This window comes from Streptomyces sp. NPDC020681, assembly GCF_044334895.1.
GTDB lineage: Bacteria > Actinomycetota > Actinomycetes > Streptomycetales > Streptomycetaceae > Streptomyces.
The window spans coordinates 528,844-546,536 of the sequence record NZ_JBIRTX010000005.1 but is presented as its reverse complement, the minus strand read 5'-3'; the positions used below and the strand labels follow the sequence as shown (position 1 = coordinate 546,536).

Sequence of the window (17,693 nt, the reverse complement as noted above, 5' to 3'; positions counted from 1 at the left end):
CCTTCAGCTCTCGTCGTCTTCGCGCTCGCGGCGCTTGAGCTCCTCCTCGCGGCGGCGCAGATCCGCCTCCCAGTCCTTCAGCAGCGCGTCGTCCTGCTCGCTCTGCGAGGGCGCCGGTTCGTCCTTGATCGACTTGAGGAAGTCCGGGTTGTCGTCGGGAGCGACCCAGCCGCCGCGGCGGCCCGAGGCGCCCGGGCCTGCCGCCGTCCTGCGCGGGCGGCCGGCGACCAGCCAGGCGATCGGGCCGATCAGCACCTCGCCGAAGAGCAGCACGATGATGACCCAGACGACCTTCGGCAGATGCCGCACCTCGTTCTCGGGGGTGTTGAGGCAGTCGATGAACGCGTAGATCCACAGCGCCAGGACCAGCAGAAGGGGCAGATACCTGAGCATGGCCGTACGGTCCCCCAGATCGAGGTGGCGGGGCGCGGAACGGCCCCGGTGACGCGGCCAGGGTAGCTCGTACCGGATACTGGAGCGCATGGCTTACGACGATCTTCGCTCCCTGCTGAGGGCGCTGGAGCGCGAGGGAGACCTCAAGCGCATCAAGGCCGAGGTGGACCCGTATCTCGAGGTCGGGGAGATCGTCGACCGGGTGAACAAGGCGGGCGGGCCCGCGTTGCTCTTCGAGAATGTGCGCGGCTCGGCCATGCCGCTGGCGATGAACGTCTTCGGGACGGACCGCCGGCTGCTCAAGGCGCTCGGCCTCAAGTCGTACTCCGAGATCAGCGACAAGATCGGCGGGCTGCTCAAGCCGGAGCTGCCGCACGGGTTCGTCGGTGTGCGCGAGGCGTTCGGCAAGCTCGGCACGATGGTGCACGTGCCGCCGAAGAAGGTGAAGGACGCTCCGGTGCAGGAGGTCGTCCTGCGCGGCGACGACGTCGATCTGGACCAGTTGCCCGCGCTGTTCACCTGGCCCGAGGACGGCGGCTCCTTCTTCAACCTCGGTCTCACGCACACCAAGCATCCCGAGACGGGCGTGCGGAATCTCGGTCTCTACCGGCTGCAGCGGCACGACCGGCGGACCATCGGCATGCACTGGCAGATCCACAAGGACAGCCGCAACCACTACGCGGTGGCGGCGAAGCGCGGTGAGCGGCTGCCGGTCGCCATCGCGTTCGGCTGTCCGCCCGCGGTGACTTACGCGTCGACAGCGCCGCTGCCCGGAGATATCGACGAGTACCTCTTCGCCGGCTTCGTCGCGGGCAAGCGGACCGAGATGGTCGACTGCAAGACCGTGCCGCTCCAGGTCCCGGCGCAGGCCGAAGTCGTGCTGGAGGGCTGGCTGGAGCCCGGAGAGATGCGGCCGGAGGGCCCGTTCGGCGACCACACCGGCTTCTACACCCCGCAGGAACCGTTTCCCGCGCTGACCATCGACTGCGTCACGATGCGCAAGCGTCCGCTGCTCCAGTCGATCGTGGTGGGCCGGCCGCCGACGGAGGACGGCCCGCTGGGCCGGGCGACCGAACGCTTCTTCCTCCCCCTGCTCAAGATCATCGTGCCGGACATCGTGGACTACCATCTGCCGGAGTCCGGCGGCTTCCACAACTGCGCGATCGTCTCGATCGACAAGAAGTACCCGAAGCACGCGCAGAAGGTCATGCACGCGATCTGGGGCGCGCACATGATGTCGCTGACCAAACTGATCGTGGTCGTGGACGCGGACTGCGACGTGCACGATCTGCACGAGGTGTCGTGGCGCGCGCTCGGCAACACCGACTACGGGCGGGACCTCACCGTCGTCGAGGGCCCGGTCGACCATCTCGACCACGCCTCCTACCAGCAGTTCTGGGGCGGCAAGGCGGGCATCGACGCGACGAAGAAGCTCCCTGAAGAGGGATACGTACGGGACGGCGGCTGGCCGAACATGGTCGAGTCCGACCCGGACACGGCGGCGCTGGTCGACCGCCGCTGGAAGGAGTACGGCCTGTGAGCGCCTCCGCCGCCGCGGTACCCCAGCCGGGCGGTGCCCGGGCCTTCCTGAGGCTGGTGATGATCGAGCACTCGGTCTTCGCGCTGCCCTTCGCGTACATCGCCTCGCTCACCGCGATGTTCCAGCTGGACAAGAACATCCACTGGGGGCGGCTGCTGCTCGTCACGATCGCGATGGTGGGCCTGCGTACCTTCGCGATGGCCTGCAACCGGATCATCGACCGCGAGATCGACGCGCGGAATCCGCGGACGGCCTCGCGCGAACTGGTCACCGGCGCGGTCACCGTCAAGTCCGCCTGGACCGGCGCCCTTGTCGCCGTCGTGGTCTTCCTCGGCGCGGCGGCCGCGCTGAACCCGCTGTGTCTGGCGCTCGCGCCGATCGCGGTCATCCCGATGGTGGTCTACCCGTACGGCAAACGGTTCACGAACTTCCCGCACGCGATCCTCGGCGTCGCCCAGGCCATGGGCCCGGTCGGCGCGTGGATCGCGATCACCGGCACCTGGTCCTGGGACGCGGTGATCCTCGGTCTCGCGGTCGGCATCTGGATCGGCGGCTTCGACCTGATCTTCGCCTGCCAGGACGTCCAGGCGGACCGCGCGGAGGGCGTGCTGTCGGTCCCGGCCCGCTTCGGGATCCCGGCGGCGCTGTACGGGGCACGGGCGGCGCATGTCGTGACGACGGTGCTGCTGGTCTGGTACGCGCTGGCGACGGACGCGGGGTTCTTCTTCTGGCTGGGGCTCTCGGTGGTGACGGCGGCGTTCCTGTACGAGCACTCGATTGTGCGGCCGGGTGATCTGTCGCGCGTGAACCGCGCGTTCTTCACGGTGAACGGGTTCATCGGGATCGTGCTGTTCGGCTGCGCGCTGCTGGACTTGTTGGTGCGGGGCCTGACGGTCTAGGCCCTGTCCGGGCGCTCTTGTCGGGCCTAGGGCCTGTCGTCTGGATCTTGCCGGGCTCGCGTGCCCTGGCACCGCGCCTCGCCGCGTTGTCGTCAGTCGGCATGGCTCCGCCATGCCTCCCTCCTCCGCCTTGCGATCCACGACACCAGACCCCGCTCACTGATCCGGCCTGATCCAGACGAAAGGCCCTAGGCGGGCCGCGGGCCCGGTTGTTTGGTTCCGCGGCGGAAGACGAAGGCCGCCGTGACTCCCGCCAGCAGACCGAACAGGTGGCCCTGCCAGCTCACGCCCGTGTTGGACGGCGAGAGGCCCATCAGGATCGAGCTGCCCCAGATCGCGCCGATCACCAGGCCCACTGCCAGGTCGCTCAGCCTCCGGTCCACGAAGCCGCGGACCACCAAGTAGCCGAACAGGCCGAATATCAGGCCCGACGCGCCTGCCGTGTTCGTGTTCGACGGGGAGACCAGCCAGACGCCCAGGCCGTCCACCACCACGATCAGCAGCGATATCGCGAGGAACCGGCGGATGCCGCCGAGCGCGGCGAGGAAGCCGAAGACCAGCAACGGGACGCTGTTCGCCGCGACATGGGCGAAGCCGAAGTGGATGAAGGCCGACGGGACCACGTCCACGAGCTCCGACGGCTCGCGCGACACGATGCCGTACGAGTCGAGCGCATGGTCGCTCGCGGCGTCGATCACCTCGAGCGCCCAGAGCAGCGCCAGCCAGGCCAGCATCAGCAGGCCGGCCGCCTTCGCCCGGTCGGTCCGGCTCCGTTCGAGTGCTGTGGTCGGCATCGCGGCCCCCTGAGACGTCCTTGCGCCTGCATGAGCAGAAACGTCCGGGGGGCCTGGCTCGGTTCCCCCACCACGCCGCCGGATAGGCTCGATGCCATGAATCACGCCAACCGCACCCCGTGGATCGTCGGGGTGTCCGGCGCATCCGGGACCCCGTACGCCGCCGCCGTGCTGCGCGGGCTGCTCGCCGCCGGCGAGAGTGTGGACCTCGTGGTCAGCCGGGCATCGCGGCTGACGCTGCTCGACGAGACCGGGATCTCCTTCCGGGACGCGCACTGGCGCGAGGACCTGCGGGAGTGGCTGGCGCGCGGAGCCGACGGAAAGCCGGACACGTTCACGGTGGACGTCGAGGACGTACGGCACTGGGCGCCGGGTGATCTGGCCGCCGGGCCGTCCTCCGGCTCGTACTCCGTCAAGGGGATGCTGATCGTGCCCGCGTCGACGGCCGCGGTGGCGGGCGTGGCGCTCGGACTGTCCAAGGATCTGCTCCAGCGCGCGGCGAGCGTGACCCTCAAGGAGCGGCGGAAGCTGGTCGTGGCCGTGCGGGAGACTCCGCTGAACGGGCAGACCCTCAAGCATCTTGTGACGCTGGACGAGGCGGGCGCCGTGGTGCTGCCGGCCTCACCCGCGTTCTACGCGGGCGCGACGCACATCCAGGATCTGGTGGACTTCGTGGCGGGGCGGGTGCTGGACGCGGCGGGAGTGCGGCACACGCTGTACCGCCGTTGGGAGGGAGAGCTCGGTGGCTCCCGTCCGGACCGTACGGACGGTGCGGCTCGCTCCTGAAGCGTCGGCGCTGATTGTCCAAGTGTCGGAGCATCTAAACTTTCGCAGGAATGCGACCTCGCGCACCTTTGATTCTATGGTAGACTTGTAGGAACGCTAAACAATGGAAGGCTCCAGGCATATGGACGCGGTGGACAGGCAGCTCATCCAGGCCCTCCGGGAGAACGGCAGGGCCTCGTACGCCGAGCTCGGACGGCTCGTGGGCCTCTCCGGGCCCAGCGTCACCGACCGGATCAACCGCCTCGAGGCGGCAGGTGTCATCACCGGCTACCGTGCCACCGTCGACGCCGCCTCGCTCGGTCTCGGCGTCACCGCGCTCATCGGCATTTCGCTCTCCGACGCCGCCGACCACGAGGACGTGGCGCGCCGGCTGAAGGACCTCGCCGAGATCGAGGACTGCTGGTTCATCGCGGGCGACGACTCGTACATGCTCAAGGTGCGGGCGAGTGATGTCGACGGTCTGGAGAAGACGATCCGCCGGCTGTCCGGGACGCGGGGTGTGTCCCGGACGCGTACGACGATCGTGCTGTCCACCAAGTGGGAGAACCGGGTCGGCGACTTGCCCGAGCAGGCGTAGCCGTACGCTGGGTGGAGCCTGATCGATACACGCAGTGGGAGGCCAAGTGGACGCGGGACTCAAGCGCGAGCTGGAGGACAAGGTCCTCGCCGGAGAGCGGCTGACCCGTGAGGACGGCATCGCCCTCTACGAGTCGGACGATCTGGCGTGGCTCGGCGGCCTCGCGCACGAGGTGCGTACGCGCAAGAACGGCGACGTCGTCCACTTCAACGTCAACCGCCACCTGAACATGACGAACGTGTGCACCGCGTCGTGCGCGTACTGCTCGTTCCAGCGCAAGCCGGGCGAGAAGGACGCGTACACCATGCGCATCGAGGAGGCCGTCCGCCTTGCCAAGGCGATGGAGGGCGAGAACCTCACCGAGCTGCACATCGTCAACGGGCTCCACCCGAACCTGCCGTGGCGCTACTACCCGCGGTCGCTCTCGGAGTTGAAGAAGGCGCTGCCGAACGTCTCGCTCAAGGCCTTCACCGCCACCGAGATCCACCACTTCGAGACGATCTCCGGGCTGTCCGCCTCCGAGATCCTCGACGAGCTCATCGAGGCCGGTCTGGAGTCGCTGACCGGTGGCGGCGCGGAGATCTTCGACTGGGAGATCCGGCAGCACATCGTCGACCACCGCACCCACTGGGAAGACTGGTCGCGCATCCACCGCCTCGCGCACTCCAAGGGCCTCAAGACCCCGAGCACGATGCTGTACGGGCACATCGAGGAGCCCCGTCACCGCGTCGACCATGTGCTGCGGCTGCGTGAGCTGCAGGACGAGACCGGCGGCTTCCAGGTCTTCATCCCGCTGCGCTACCAGCACGACTTCGTCGACATGAAGGACGGCAAGGTCCGCAACCGCCTCCAGGCGCGTACGACCATGGCGACCGGCGCCGAGGCGCTGAAGACCTTCGCCGTCTCCCGGCTGCTCTTCGACAACGTCCCGCACGTCAAGGTCTTCTGGGTGATGCACGGCGTGCAGACCGCTCAGCTCGCCCTCCAGCACGGCGCGGACGACATGGACGGCTCGGTCGTCGAGTACAAGATCACGCACGACGCGGACAACTACGGCACGCCGAACAAGCTGACCCGCGACGATCTGCTCGACCTGATCCGCGACGCCGGCTTCCGTCCGGTGGAGCGGAACACCCGCTACGAGATCATCCGTGAGTACCCGGGCCCGGACGCCGACCGCCGTGAGTCGCCGCAGCCCATGCGCGTCTGAGGCCGCCGGTGAGTCTGACCTTCCAGCTGGACCCGCCGGTCGACCGGACGCTGCGGGACGGCGTCGTCGAGCTCTGGGCCGAGGTGTCGAACGCGGGCGGGGCGGTCGGTTTCGTACCCCCTGTCACGGCCGACTCCATCCGGCCCGAGCTGGTGAAGCATCTCGCCTCGATGGCCGAGGGCCGCACCCGGCTGCTCGTCGGGCACGACGAACAGGGTGAGGTCGCGGCCACCGCCTTCCTCGCACTCAACACGCACCGGCTGATGCGGCACTGGCTCTGGCTGTACACGGTCATGGTCCATCCACGGCACCAGGGCAAGGGATACGGACGGGATCTGATGGCCGCGGCCGCGGATGCCGCCCGGGGTCTCGACGGCATCGAGGCGATACGGCTCACCTGCCGTGGCGGCACGGGCGTCGACCGCTTCTACGGCTCCTGCGGCTACAAGGAGGTCGGGCGGGTGCCCGGCGCGATCCGGGTCGCCGACGGCGACGACCGCGACGACATCATCATGCTGCTGCCGCTGCACTGATTCCCGCTGTAAAGATCAAGTGGCGGGCATGCTTCACTGGTTTGGCACGATCTGTCTCAGGAAGAGAGAAGGCCCGCCGTGTCCGCCAAGTCGAGCGCCGCGATCCGGTACACCGCCATGCGCCTCGCCATCTTCGTCGGCTGCCTTGTCGCCGTCGGCGCGCTGGTCCAGATCGGCGTGCTGCCCAAGGGGCTTGGCGACTCGAACTTCGTCTGGGTCGTGCTCCTCGCGCTGGTGCTGTCCGCGCCGCTCAGCTTCGTACTCCTGCGCAAGCAGCGTGACGCGATGTCGGAGCAACTCGTCGGAAAGGTCGACCGCGCGAAGGAGCGGCTTGAGGCGAACCGTTCGCAGGAGGACGGCGAAACCGCCTGAGCCTCGTCACGAGACGAGCCTGTCGAGCGACACCTGCCACAGCCGGGCGGCCGCGCCGCTCGGCCACAAGGCCCTGACCCCGGCCGGCGACCCGTACCGGACTCTCGGCATCCACACGGCCCGACCCCGGCTCTCCCTCCGAACACACCCTGTGGCTTCCGGCCGGCTGCCTGCGAAGCGGCGGCGACCCAGGAGAGTTGAACGGGGCTCATATCCGTATACGAGGGTGGCCTCCGCGGGACGTAGGCTTACCGCGGAGTAGGTGTGGGGGCGGGAGGAATTTCTGACATGGGTTCTGTGAAGGGCGTGAAGGCGAGGCGCATGCCGCGCGCCGTGCGGGAGCGGCAGATGATGGACGCCGCGGTGGCGACCTTCGGACAGCGTGGCTACCGTGCCGCCTCGATGGACGACATCGCGGAGCTCGCCGGGGTGTCAAAACCACTGGTCTATCTGTATCTGAACTCCAAGGAAGAACTGTTCACCGCGTGCATCCGGCGGGAGGCGGCGGCGCTGGTCGCCGCGGTGCAGGCGGCGGTGGAGCCCGGTCTCACGGCGGACCGGCAACTGTGGGCCGGTCTCGCGGCGTTCTTCACGCACACCGCCGAGAACCCGGACGGCTGGGCGGTGCTGCACCGGCAGGCGCGGACCCACGGCGAGCCCTTCGCTCTTGAAGTGGCCGCGATGCGGGACGAGATCGTCACCTTTGTGACCGGGCTGATCGCGGCCGCGGCACACGAGGCCGGAGCCACGCGGCAGGACCCCGAACTGGCGGACCGCGATGTGGCCGGGCTTGCGCAGGCGTTGGTGGGGGCGGCGGAATCGATGGCCGGGTGGATGAACGACACCGGGCTCGTATCGGCCAAGGAAGCGGCGGCGACGCTGATGAACTTCGCCTGGATGGGCCTGGGCGGCCTTATGAAGGGCGAGCGCTGGTCCGCCCGGTGAGATGGACGCGGCCGCCGCTGCGGAGCTGGAAGGCGGTGCCGGTGTCCTTCTGTTCGCCGGCGTACGTCACGGTCGCGGGGAGCAGGACGGGGGCCCTGAACTCGGCCTGGGCGTAGGCGACATGGCCCGAGCCCGTCTCGGCCAGGCAGCGGGCGAAGGTCCACATGCCGTGGGCGATGGCGCCCGGGAAGCCGAAGAGGCGCGCGGTGAGCGCGGACAGGTGGATGGGGTTCCGGTCGCCGGAGGCCCAGCCGTAGCGGCGGCCGAGGTCGGCGGGGAGCTGCCACTCCGCGACGGCGCAATCCGGTGCTTCGGGAGTGATCCGGTCGGCGTCGGAATTGGCGTGGGAGTCGGGGTCGTACGAGGTGCGGTGCCGGGACAGATAGCGGCTGCGCGACTCCCACACCGGCTCTCCGGCGAGCCGCGCCTCGGTGGTCATGGTGACCTCCGTGCCGCGTCGGTGGGGCCGCAACCCGGCCGCGTACACGGTCAGTTCGAGCAGGTCCTCGGGATGGAGCACGCGGTGCGCCGTGATCTCGATGCCCGTGTGCACCAGGCCGAGCAGCGGCAGCGGAAAGTGCCGGTCCGCCATCAGCCGCATGGCGAGCGGGAATCCGAGGACGTGGGGGTAAGGGAGCGGCAGCGGGCCGGTGGCGGCGAAGCCGCAGATACGGGAGTACGCGGCGAGGCGCGACCGGTCGATCGGGACGGCCTCGACGAGCCGGGTTCCGGGCAGCGGCGCGTCCGCGTGGACGCCGCGCTTCAGCGGCGAGTTGAGCGCGCCGCGGGCGAGTGTGAGCGCGAGCGACTTCGTGCGCCGATCGACCATGTCCCAACTCCCAGTGCGGTGGCGGCTGCGGTGTGGCCGCTGCCGTGAATTTACTCCGGAGTAAGGTTACCTGTGAGTCAGAAGCGGGTCGAGAGTGGCGGCCGTCACGCTCCTCGCACCGCGCGGATGCCCTGTGTAACCGGGTTTGGGCGTGCGCTTCGCCACAATCCGGATTTCTTGTACCGGCCGGTATGCGGCGTCGGTGGCCGCTCCCGCCCGCCGTCCGAACTGCGGCGATGCCGTGTCCGGCGGTCGGCGAGACAGGGCGTCTCGCGGTCCTCCACGTGGCCTTCACAACAGGCGTCTCGGGTTAACGCTGGATAAACTCCTCGTTTGCCGTGCGCGGAACGGGGATTCGCAGCGCACTCCACACGACCTACGGAGAGTGAGAGATGCGAACGAAGCAGCTTTGCGCAGCGTCGGCCGGCGATCGGTGCACTGCATGACCGTCGCCCCGGAGACCCCGACCCTTCTTGATCCGCTCCTCGACGAAGCCCCCGCGCCGGCGCTTTTCGCCGCCGATGGCGCAGCCGCCGAGCGCACGCTGCTCGACATCCTCGACGAGACCGCGCGACGCCACCCCGACGCGCAGGCCGTCGACGACGGCGTCGCGCCGCTCACGTACCGCGCGCTCCTCGACGAGGTCGAGACGCTGCGGCAGCGGCTCGCGGACGCCGGGATCGGCATCGGCGACCGCGTCGGCGTACGCGTCCCGTCCGGCACCGCCGACCTGTACGTCTCGATCCTCGCCGTACTCGCCGCTGGCGCGGCCTACGTCCCCGTCGACGCGGAGGACCCCGACGAGCGTGCCGAACTCGTCTTCGGCGAAGCCGCGGTCAGCGCTGTCATAGGCGCCGAGCGGACCATCGTGCCGAGCGGCAGGCCCGGCGGCGTCACCGGCGGCCGTCCCGGCCCGGACGACGACGCCTGGATCATCTTCACCTCCGGCTCCACCGGCAGGCCCAAGGGCGTCGCCGTGAGCCACCGCAGCGCCGCGGCCTTCGTGGACGCCGAGGCCCGGCTGTTCCTCACCGACGCGCCGCTCGGCCCCGGCGACCGGGTGCTCGCCGGGCTCTCCGTCGCCTTCGACGCCTCCTGCGAAGAGATGTGGCTGGCCTGGCGGCACGGCGCCTGCCTGGTGCCCGCGCCCCGCTCCCTCGTACGCACCGGACTCGACCTCGGCCCCTGGCTCGTCGAACAGCGCATCACCGTCGTCTCGACGGTCCCCACACTTGCGGCGCTCTGGCCCGCGGAAGCGCTCGACGAAGTACGGCTGCTGATCTTCGGCGGTGAGGCCTGCCCGCCGGAGCTGGCCGAGCGCATGGCCGTCTCCGGCCGCGAGGTCTGGAACACGTACGGCCCCACCGAGGCGACCGTCGTCGCCTGCGCGGCGCCGCTGACTGGCGAAGGCCCGGTACGCATCGGCCTGCCGCTCGACGGCTGGGAGCTCGCGGTCGTGGACTACCGCGGCGAGATCCTGTCGATGGGCGAGACCGGCGAGCTCGTCATCGGCGGCGTCGGCCTGGCGAGGTACCTGGACGCGGCGAAGGACGCCGAGAAGTACGCCCCGCTGCCCGCGCTCGGCTGGGACCGCGCGTACCGCAGCGGCGACCTGGTGCGCGCGGAGCCGGAGGGCCTGCTCTTCGTCGGCCGCGCGGACGAACAGATCAAGCTCGGCGGCCGCCGCATCGAACTCGGCGAGATCGACGCGGCGCTCCAGGCGCTCCCGGGCGTCGCGGGAGCGGCGGCGGCGGTCCGCACGACGGGCGCGGGACATCAGCTGCTGGTCGGCTATGTGGTCCCGACGGCCCCGTCCGGCGCGCCGGAGCCCACCACTGTCATCGAGCCGGCCGACGCGGGCGCTGACGCCTCCGGCGTCGAGACCCCGGGCTCGGGCCCGGGGGCCGACGCGGACGCTCCGACTCCCGCCGTCGTCGGCGACGAGAGCGCCGAGACGGAGCTTGCCGCTGCCGACGCCGACGCCGCCTCCGCCTCGGCGGCGGACGCGCCCGAGGGCCTGGCCGTCGACGCCTCCGGCGTGGAGACCCTTGGCTCCAGTCGGCCGACCGACGTGCCCGCCGTCGTGTTGCCTGACGGCGCAGGCGACCCCACCGGCCCCGCCCTCGTCGACGGCGTGGGCCCCGGCGCATCAGGCCCGGCCGCCCGGCCGTCCCGTGGCGCGGATGACCCCGACACCCCACTGCCCGACGCCGACAGCGTCACCATCACCGTCACCGGCGAGTTCGACGTTGCCGATGCCGTCGCCCGGCTCCGCAAGGAGCTGCCCGCCGCCCTCGTGCCCCTGATCGCCGTCGTGGACGATCTGCCCACCCGCACCTCCGGCAAGGTCGACCGGAACGCGTTGCCCTGGCCGCTGCCGGACGCGAGCTCCGACGCCGGCAGCGCCGAGGGCCTCACCGAGGCCGAGGCGTGGCTTGCCGAGCAGTGGACCGATCTCCTCGGCCTGCCCGTCAGCAGCCCCGACGCCGACTTCTTCGTCAGCGGCGGCGGCAGCCTCGCCGCCGCTCAGCTCGTGTCGCGGATCCGGGAGCGGTATGCCACCGGGTCCGTCGGCGACATCTACCAGAACCCGACCCTCGGCGCCCTCGCCCAGACCCTTGAGGCCGTCTCCACCGGTGGGGCCGAGGCCCGCGCCGTAGCGCCCGTCCCGCGGCGGACCGGCGTCGTGCAGACCCTGCTCATGGTGCCGCTGCTCGGCGTTGCCGCACTGCGGTGGGGGGTCTTCGGGGCCGCCGTCAGCAATGTGACCGGACTGCCCTGGGCCCCGACCGTGTCCTGGTGGTGGGTGGCCCTCGGGTGGCTGCTCGTCGTCAGCCCGCCCGGGCGGATCGTGATCGCGGCCGGTGGCGCGCGGCTGCTGCTGCGCGGCCTGCGACCCGGCACGTACGCCCGCGGCGGCCGTACCCATCTGCGGCTGTGGACCGCCGAGCGGCTCGCCGAGCTGAGCGGCGCGACGAGTCTCGCCGGCGTCTGGCTCACCTACTACGCACGGGCCCTCGGCGTCCGTATCGCCGAGGACGTCGATCTGCACGCCCTGCCGCCCGTGACCGGCATGCTGCGCCTCGGCAAGGGCGCGGCCGTCGAGCCCGAGGTGGATCTGTCCGGGCACTGGCTGGACGGCGACCGGCTGCACATCGGCGCCGTGCGGATCGGTGCCGGCGCCACCGTCGGTGCCCGCAGCACGCTCTTCCCCGGCGCTCGGATCGGCAAGCGCGCCGAGATCGCGCCGGGTTCCGGCGTCACCGGCGCCGTCCCGGCCGGCGAGCGCTGGTCCGGTGTCCCGGCGAACCGCAAGGGCAAGGCGAACCGCCATCAGCCCGCCGGCCGCCCGGCGCGCAAGCGCCGCTGGACCACGGTCTACTCCGTCACCTCGCTGGTGCTCGGGTTGCTCCCGGCCTTCGCCGCGCTGCCCGGCCTGCTGGTCATCGGCGCGTTCCTGGACGGCAGCACCGGCTTCGGCGACGCGTTGCCTGCCGCGCTGACCGCCGTCCCGCTCGCGACCGTCGTCGCGATGGTCACGTACGCGCTGCTGATCCTCGCCGGTGTACGCGCCCTGAGCATCGGTCTCCGCGAGGGCTACCACCCCGTCCACGGCCGTGTCGCCTGGCAGGCGTGGGCGACCGAGCGGCTGATGGACATGGCGCGGGTGCATCTCTTCCCGATCTACGCGAGCCTGTTCACGCCCGTGTGGCTGCGGGCGCTGGGCATGAAGGTCGGCCGCGGCGTCGAGGCGTCGACGGTGCTGGCGCTGCCCGCGATGACGGCGGTCGGCGACGGCGCGTTCCTCGCCGACGACACGATGGTCGCCAGCTACGAACTCGGCGGCGGCTGGCTGCGCATCGCCGAGGCCCGCGTCGGCAAGCGCGCCTTCCTCGGCAACTCCGGCATGACCGCGGCCGGACGGTCCGTGCCCAAGCGGGGCCTCGTCGGCGTGCTGTCGTCGACCCCGAAGCGGGCGAAGGCGGGCTCCTCCTATCTCGGCATGCCGCCGATGAAACTGCCGCGTACCGCGGACGTGGGCGACCAGAGCCGCACCTTCGCGCCGCCGAAGCGGCTGAGGTGGGCGCGCGCTTTCGTCGAGCTGTGCCGGATCGTGCCGGTCATGTGCGGTGTGGCGCTCGCGGTCCTCGCGCTGGCCGCCTTCACCTGGCTCGCCGACCGCTTCGGCTACCCGGTCGCGGTGCTCCTGGGCGGCGTGATCGTGCTGGCCGCGGGCCTGGTGGCCTGCCTGGTCGCCATCGCGATGAAGTGGCTGCTGGTCGGCCGGTTCCGTACGGTCGAGCATCCGCTGTGGTCGTCGTTCGTGTGGCGCAACGAGCTCGCCGACACCTTCGTCGAGGTGCTCGCCGTGCCGTGGCTGGTCGGCGCGACCGGCGGAACGCCGCTGATGAACCTGTGGCTGCGCGGTCTCGGCGCCCGCATCGGGCGTGGCGCCTGGTGCGAGACCTACTGGCTGCCGGAGGCCGATCTCGTCACCATCGGATCCGGAGCGAGCGTCAATCGGGGCTGCGTCGTGCAGACCCACCTCTTCCACGACCGGATCATGCGCATGGACAATGTCGTACTCGGAGCGGGCTCGACGCTCGGTCCGCACGGCATCGCGCTGCCGGGTGCGGTGATCGGCGACCGCGCGGCGGTCGGTCCGGCGTCGCTGGTGATGCGCGGGGAGAGCGTCCCCGCGGACACCCGCTGGCTGGGCAACCCGATCGCGGCATGGAAGAAGTGATCACCGCGCTGCGAAGCAGTGGGCACGGGCGCGAAAGCGCAGTACTGGGCACGACCGAAGGACGCAAGAAGGTGACGGATTCGTACCTGCCGCAGCACGGCGACAGCGGTTACCGGACCACCGAGTACGACCTGGAGCTGGACTACCGTCCGCACACCGGGAGGCTCGCCGGCCGCGCCACGATCAGTGGGGTCGCCGAGCGTGCGCTGTCCGAAGTCGCGCTCGACCTGGGGCAGTTCAAGCTGAGCAAGGTGCTGGTGAACGGCGCCCGCCCGGCGCGGTACACGCATCGCGCGGACAAGCTGCGGATCCGGCCGGCGCGGCCGCTGCGCGCCGGTGCGCCCTTCACCGTGGAGGTGCGCTACACCGGCGTCCCGCACCCCGTCCGCACCCACGACTGGGGCGACCTCGGCTGGGAACAGCTGGAGGAGGGCGCGCTGGTGGCGTCCCAGCCGAGCGGCGCGCGCTCCTGGTTCCCGTGCAACGACCGGCCCGACGACAAGGCGGCCTACCGGATCGCGGTGACCGCGCCGTCCCCGTACACCGTCGTCGCGAACGGGGCGCTCACCTCCCGCACGATCAGCGCCTCGACGACGACCTGGGTGTACGAGCAGCCCGCGCCGATGGCGACCTATCTCGCGACCGTGCAGATAGGCCCGTACGAGCTGGTCGACGTCGCGCACGCGGGCACGGTGCCGCAGCCGGCCGCGGTGCCGCACAACCTGCTCGGACGGTTCGAGCGCGACTTCGCGCGGCAGCCGCAGATGATGCGGGTCTTCCAGGACCTCTTCGGCCCCTATCCCTTCGACGACTACGCGGTCGTCGTGGTCGACGAGGAACTGGACGTGCCCGTCGAGGCGCAGGGCCTGTCGATCTTCGGCGCCAACCATGTCGACGGGCGGCGCGGCAGCGAGCGCCTGATCGCGCACGAGCTGGCGCACGCGTGGTTCGGCAACAGCCTGACCGTCGCGGACTGGCGGCACATCTGGCTGAACGAGGGCTTCGCGAAATACGCCGAGTGGCTGTGGTCCGAGATGTCCGGCGGCCCGTCGGCCACGGCCATGGCGACCAGGTCGCGTGCCCGGCTCGCTCTGCTGCGGCAGGACATCCGCATCGCCGATCCGGGCCTGCGGCGGCTGTTCGACGACCGGGTCTACGAGCGGGGCGCGCTGACGCTGCACGCGCTGCGGACGGAGATCGGGCACGCGGCGTTCGTGACGCTGCTGCGGGAGTGGACGGCGACGCACCGGCACGGCGTGGTCACGACGGAGGAGTTCATCGCGATGGCCCGCCGTCACTCGCCGCGGCCGCTGGACAAGCTGTTCCAGGTGTGGCTCTACGAGCCGAAGCTGCCGCCGCTGCCGCGCCCGCGCTGAGCCGGGGCTTTTGACAGGCAGGCCCTCAGGCGGCCCGGGACGCGCGCCAGTCCCGTACGGCCGCCTCGATGTCGAAAGGCTTCAGGCCCAGCGGCGGTCCGGCCGGCGGCCGGCGGACCGCCTCCGCGATCTTCTCGTTGATCTCCTCGAGAATGCGCCGGACCTGCGACTCCGTCGCGGCCTTGGCGGCCGACTCCGCCGCGTCCTCCGCCTCCTTGCGGAGCTGGAGCGCCGGCGGCAGCACGGACATGCCCTCGCGGTGCATCTTTCCCTTGACCCACCACAGTTCGTCGTACGGGGCCGAGTCGTCCGGCAGCGGTTTGCCGAAGCCCGGAAGGGACGAGAAGTCGCCTCGGTCGGTCGCCTCGCGGATCTGCTTGTCGACCCACGACTCGAAGCTGACACCAGGGGGTTTGCGCTCGGTCACGGTCCGCTCCTCCGTCTCGTCCTTCCATCGTACGCAGCGGCGGTCCGCGGGAGCCGGGTGCCCGCCCCGGTCAGCTCTTCCGCTTCGGGTTCAGCAACTGCTCCCGCAGCGCGGTCAGTTGGTGCGAGGACTCCACCGCCCTCGTCTCGTCCAGCGTGGTGAGGGCCAGCAGCAGGACATCCGCCACCACCAGACCCGTCAGGGACTCGGCCGTGATGCCGGTCGGAGTGTGGGGCGCGGTCAGGACGGCGTCGACGCGGTCCTCGAAGGCGTCGGCCAGTTCGTCCGTGACGAGGACGGCGGTCGCGCCGACCGACCGGGCGCGTTCCACCAGGATGTTCAGCTCGTCCAGCGCGCGGCCGGGCTGGAAGATGACCAGCGCGTCGCCCTGTCCCAGGGCCAGCAGGGTGTCGGCGAGTGCGAAGCCGGTGGCTCCGGCGAAGCGGGCGCGGCGGCCGATGCGGCCGAGAGCCAGTGCGAGGTGGCGGGCGGCGAGTTCGGAGGCGGCGACGCCGTAGCAGAAGACCTCGCGGGCTGTGCCGAGCGCGGCGACCGCGCGCCGCAGGGCGTCGGGCGAGGTGAGGCGGCTGGCATGGCCGATGCGTTCCGCCGCCTCGTCGAAGACCTCTCCCCAGATCGCTTCCACATCGCGGCCCACATGGTCGATGCGCTGTTTGAGCCGTACCTCCGGCGCGACGGTCGCGGTGAAGTCCGCCGCGAGCTCCCGCTTGAGTGCCGGGAGTCCGGCGTAGCCGAGGCGCTGGAGTGCGCGGACGACGGTGGCGTTGCTGGTGCCGCTGGCGGTGCCGAGCTCCTGTGCGCCGGCGAAGAGCAGCTGCTCGACCGGGGCGCTGGCGAGGTATTGCGCGACGGCCCGTTCGCGGGCGGAGAGCTGGTCCCACTGATCGCGTACGGCGGCCCGCAGCCGGGTCACGCCGTCGCCACTCTCCGAAGCACCCTCTGGAATTTCCATTACAGGCATTGACTTCCTTGTGACCGCCGTTACTCTCCTGGCTAACGCATTCCAAGAGGAACGCATCCTGAAATCTACGTTACAGGACTGACTTCGGGAAGCGCTCCGTCGCGAGGAGAAGCATGTCAGCCCCCTCCCTTCCGGCTCCCACCCTTCCGTCCCTTCCGGTCATCGAGATCTCCGGCGGCCCCGTCGAACGCGGCCGCCAGTACGGCGAGGCCGTCCGCCCACAACTGCACGCCGCACTCGCCTACTACGAGGAGGCCTTCGGCCAGTCCTCGGGCCTGACCTGGGACCGGGTCACCGCACGGGCCGCCCGCTGGCTCGATCCCGTACGCGACTACGCGCCCCACCTCGTCGAGGAGATGCAGGGCATCGCGGACGGGGCCTCAGTCACGCTCCTCGATGTGCTGGCGCTCAACGCCCGTGGCGAGGTCATCTACGACCAGTCGTTCTCGGACATCGAGGAGGAGCCCGCCGAAGGGTGCACCTCGTTCGCCGCGTACGGAGAGGCCAGCGGCGACGGCCATGTCTACGCCGGACAGAACTGGGACTGGCGGGCGGGAGTCGCCGACACCGTCGTCATGCTCCGTGTCGTCCAGCCCCCCAAACCCACCCTGATCATGCAGGTCGAGGCCGGACAGATCGGCCGTCAGGGCGCCAGTTCCGCCGGAATCGCGCTCAACGCCAACGGCCTCGGCGGCCGCTTCGACGACCGCGTGGGACTGCCGCAGACCGTCGTACGCCGCGCCGTCCTCGACCAGACCAACATCAGCGACGCACTCGAAGTGCTGTGCCGTGCCCGCGCCCATATCGCCTCCAACGCGCTGCTCACCTGCCGCGAAGGCTTCGCCATCGACCTGGAGACGACGCCCGCCGGCCACGGCTGGCTGTATCCGAAGGACGGGCTGCTGGTGCACGGCAACCACTACCAGGCGGGCCTGCCGGGACCGCTCGCCGCGACCGGCTACCGGCCCATGTCGGCCGATTCGCTGATCCGCGTGCCGCGCGCCGAGGACGGCCTCAGGACGCTGCGCGCGGCCACCGGCCCCGACGAGTCCCGGAAGCTGATCAAGCAGGCGATGTCCGACCACCTCGGCCGCCCCGAGTCCCTGTGCACCCACCCCGACCCCCGGCAGCAGCCCGTCAAGCACTGGACGACGCTCGTCTCGTCCTGTGTGGACCTGACCGCCGGCGACTACCACGCGACCGCGGGCACGCCCTGCGACCGCGAGTACCAGCACCTGCCCTGGAACCTCTACGACGGCCCGTACGGCGAGAAGTAGGAGCAC

The 17,693-nt window shown here is 70.8% G+C and carries 16 protein-coding genes; 11 read left to right on the top strand and 5 right to left on the bottom strand.

What is annotated here, in order from left to right; genetic code table 11:
- Window positions 1-3: 3 nt before the first annotated feature.
- Entirely contained in the window at window positions 4-393 is a 390-nt protein-coding gene (locus ACH4YL_RS15490; RefSeq protein ID WP_398507807.1) for a PLD nuclease N-terminal domain-containing protein, read from the bottom strand.
- 88 nt (window positions 394-481) lie between these two features.
- Between ACH4YL_RS15490 and ACH4YL_RS15485 the strand changes: the two genes are divergently transcribed.
- Window positions 482-1,933 (top strand): menaquinone biosynthesis decarboxylase, encoded by a 1,452-nt coding sequence (locus tag ACH4YL_RS15485; RefSeq protein WP_398507806.1) that lies wholly within the window; start codon window positions 482-484, stop codon window positions 1,931-1,933.
- Window positions 1,930-2,832 carry a menaquinone biosynthesis prenyltransferase MqnP gene (mqnP, locus tag ACH4YL_RS15480; protein ID WP_398507805.1) on the top strand — a complete coding sequence of 301 codons (903 nt, stop codon included), beginning with the start codon at window positions 1,930-1,932 and terminating at the stop codon, window positions 2,830-2,832. Before ACH4YL_RS15485 ends, mqnP begins: the two co-directional genes overlap by 4 nt.
- A 188-nt stretch (window positions 2,833-3,020) precedes the next feature.
- On the opposite strand, the gene ACH4YL_RS15475 is transcribed toward mqnP, so the two are convergent.
- Window positions 3,021-3,626 (bottom strand): rhomboid family intramembrane serine protease, encoded by a 606-nt coding sequence (locus ACH4YL_RS15475; RefSeq protein ID WP_398507804.1) that lies wholly within the window; start codon window positions 3,624-3,626, stop codon window positions 3,021-3,023.
- 96 nt (window positions 3,627-3,722) lie between these two features.
- Between ACH4YL_RS15475 and ACH4YL_RS15470 the strand changes: the two genes are divergently transcribed.
- The 6 genes from ACH4YL_RS15470 (at window position 3,723) to ACH4YL_RS15445 (ending at window position 8,049) form a co-directional block, all read left to right on the top strand.
- Window positions 3,723-4,412, top strand: coding sequence for a UbiX family flavin prenyltransferase (locus ACH4YL_RS15470; RefSeq protein ID WP_398507803.1), 690 nt, complete (start codon window positions 3,723-3,725; stop codon window positions 4,410-4,412).
- Window positions 4,413-4,533: 121 nt separating this feature from the next.
- The gene (locus tag ACH4YL_RS15465; protein WP_398507892.1) at window positions 4,534-4,989 is read left to right on the top strand and encodes an Lrp/AsnC family transcriptional regulator; all 456 of its coding nucleotides are present in this window, start codon (window positions 4,534-4,536) and stop codon (window positions 4,987-4,989) included.
- A gap of 46 nt (window positions 4,990-5,035) precedes the next feature.
- A complete protein-coding gene (mqnE, locus tag ACH4YL_RS15460; protein ID WP_398507802.1) occupies window positions 5,036-6,199 on the top strand; it encodes an aminofutalosine synthase MqnE in 1,164 nt (387 codons plus the stop codon).
- A gap of 8 nt (window positions 6,200-6,207) precedes the next feature.
- Window positions 6,208-6,732, top strand: coding sequence for a GNAT family N-acetyltransferase (locus ACH4YL_RS15455; RefSeq protein ID WP_398507801.1), 525 nt, complete (start codon window positions 6,208-6,210; stop codon window positions 6,730-6,732).
- A 117-nt stretch (window positions 6,733-6,849) separates the two neighbouring features.
- Window positions 6,850-7,104: a DUF4229 domain-containing protein gene (locus ACH4YL_RS15450; protein ID WP_398507891.1), complete on the top strand. Its 255-nt coding sequence runs from the start codon at window positions 6,850-6,852 to the stop codon at window positions 7,102-7,104.
- Between the two features lie 288 nt (window positions 7,105-7,392).
- Entirely contained in the window at window positions 7,393-8,049 is a 657-nt protein-coding gene (locus ACH4YL_RS15445; protein ID WP_398507800.1) for a TetR/AcrR family transcriptional regulator, read from the top strand.
- Here the strand turns inward: ACH4YL_RS15445 and ACH4YL_RS15440 are convergent.
- Window positions 8,018-8,878, bottom strand: a complete 861-nt coding sequence (locus ACH4YL_RS15440; protein WP_398507799.1) for a MaoC family dehydratase — start codon at window positions 8,876-8,878, stop codon at window positions 8,018-8,020. The genes ACH4YL_RS15445 and ACH4YL_RS15440 overlap by 32 nt on opposite strands.
- A 442-nt stretch (window positions 8,879-9,320) precedes the next feature.
- On the opposite strand from ACH4YL_RS15440, the gene ACH4YL_RS15435 reads away from it, so the two are divergent.
- Together ACH4YL_RS15435 and ACH4YL_RS15430 are read left to right on the top strand one after the other, a co-directional pair.
- The gene (locus tag ACH4YL_RS15435; RefSeq protein ID WP_398507798.1) at window positions 9,321-13,625 is read left to right on the top strand and encodes a Pls/PosA family non-ribosomal peptide synthetase; all 4,305 of its coding nucleotides are present in this window, start codon (window positions 9,321-9,323) and stop codon (window positions 13,623-13,625) included.
- A complete protein-coding gene (locus ACH4YL_RS15430) occupies window positions 13,613-15,001 on the top strand; it encodes a M1 family metallopeptidase (RefSeq protein ID WP_398507797.1) in 1,389 nt (462 codons plus the stop codon). The genes ACH4YL_RS15435 and ACH4YL_RS15430 overlap by 13 nt, the downstream gene beginning before the upstream one ends.
- Window positions 15,002-15,026: 25 nt before the next feature.
- On the opposite strand, the gene ACH4YL_RS15425 is transcribed toward ACH4YL_RS15430, so the two are convergent.
- Both ACH4YL_RS15425 and ACH4YL_RS15420 read right to left on the bottom strand, forming a co-directional pair.
- The gene (locus tag ACH4YL_RS15425; RefSeq protein WP_398507796.1) at window positions 15,027-15,428 is read right to left on the bottom strand and encodes a DUF1992 domain-containing protein; all 402 of its coding nucleotides are present in this window, start codon (window positions 15,426-15,428) and stop codon (window positions 15,027-15,029) included.
- A 70-nt stretch (window positions 15,429-15,498) separates the two neighbouring features.
- Window positions 15,499-16,401 carry a MurR/RpiR family transcriptional regulator gene (locus tag ACH4YL_RS15420; RefSeq protein ID WP_398507795.1) on the bottom strand — a complete coding sequence of 301 codons (903 nt, stop codon included), beginning with the start codon at window positions 16,399-16,401 and terminating at the stop codon, window positions 15,499-15,501.
- Between the two features lie 122 nt (window positions 16,402-16,523).
- On the opposite strand from ACH4YL_RS15420, the gene ACH4YL_RS15415 reads away from it, so the two are divergent.
- On the top strand, window positions 16,524-17,687 hold the full coding sequence (locus ACH4YL_RS15415) for a C45 family autoproteolytic acyltransferase/hydolase (protein WP_398507794.1): 1,164 nt from the start codon (window positions 16,524-16,526) through the stop codon (window positions 17,685-17,687).
- Window positions 17,688-17,693: the final 6 nt, after the last annotated feature.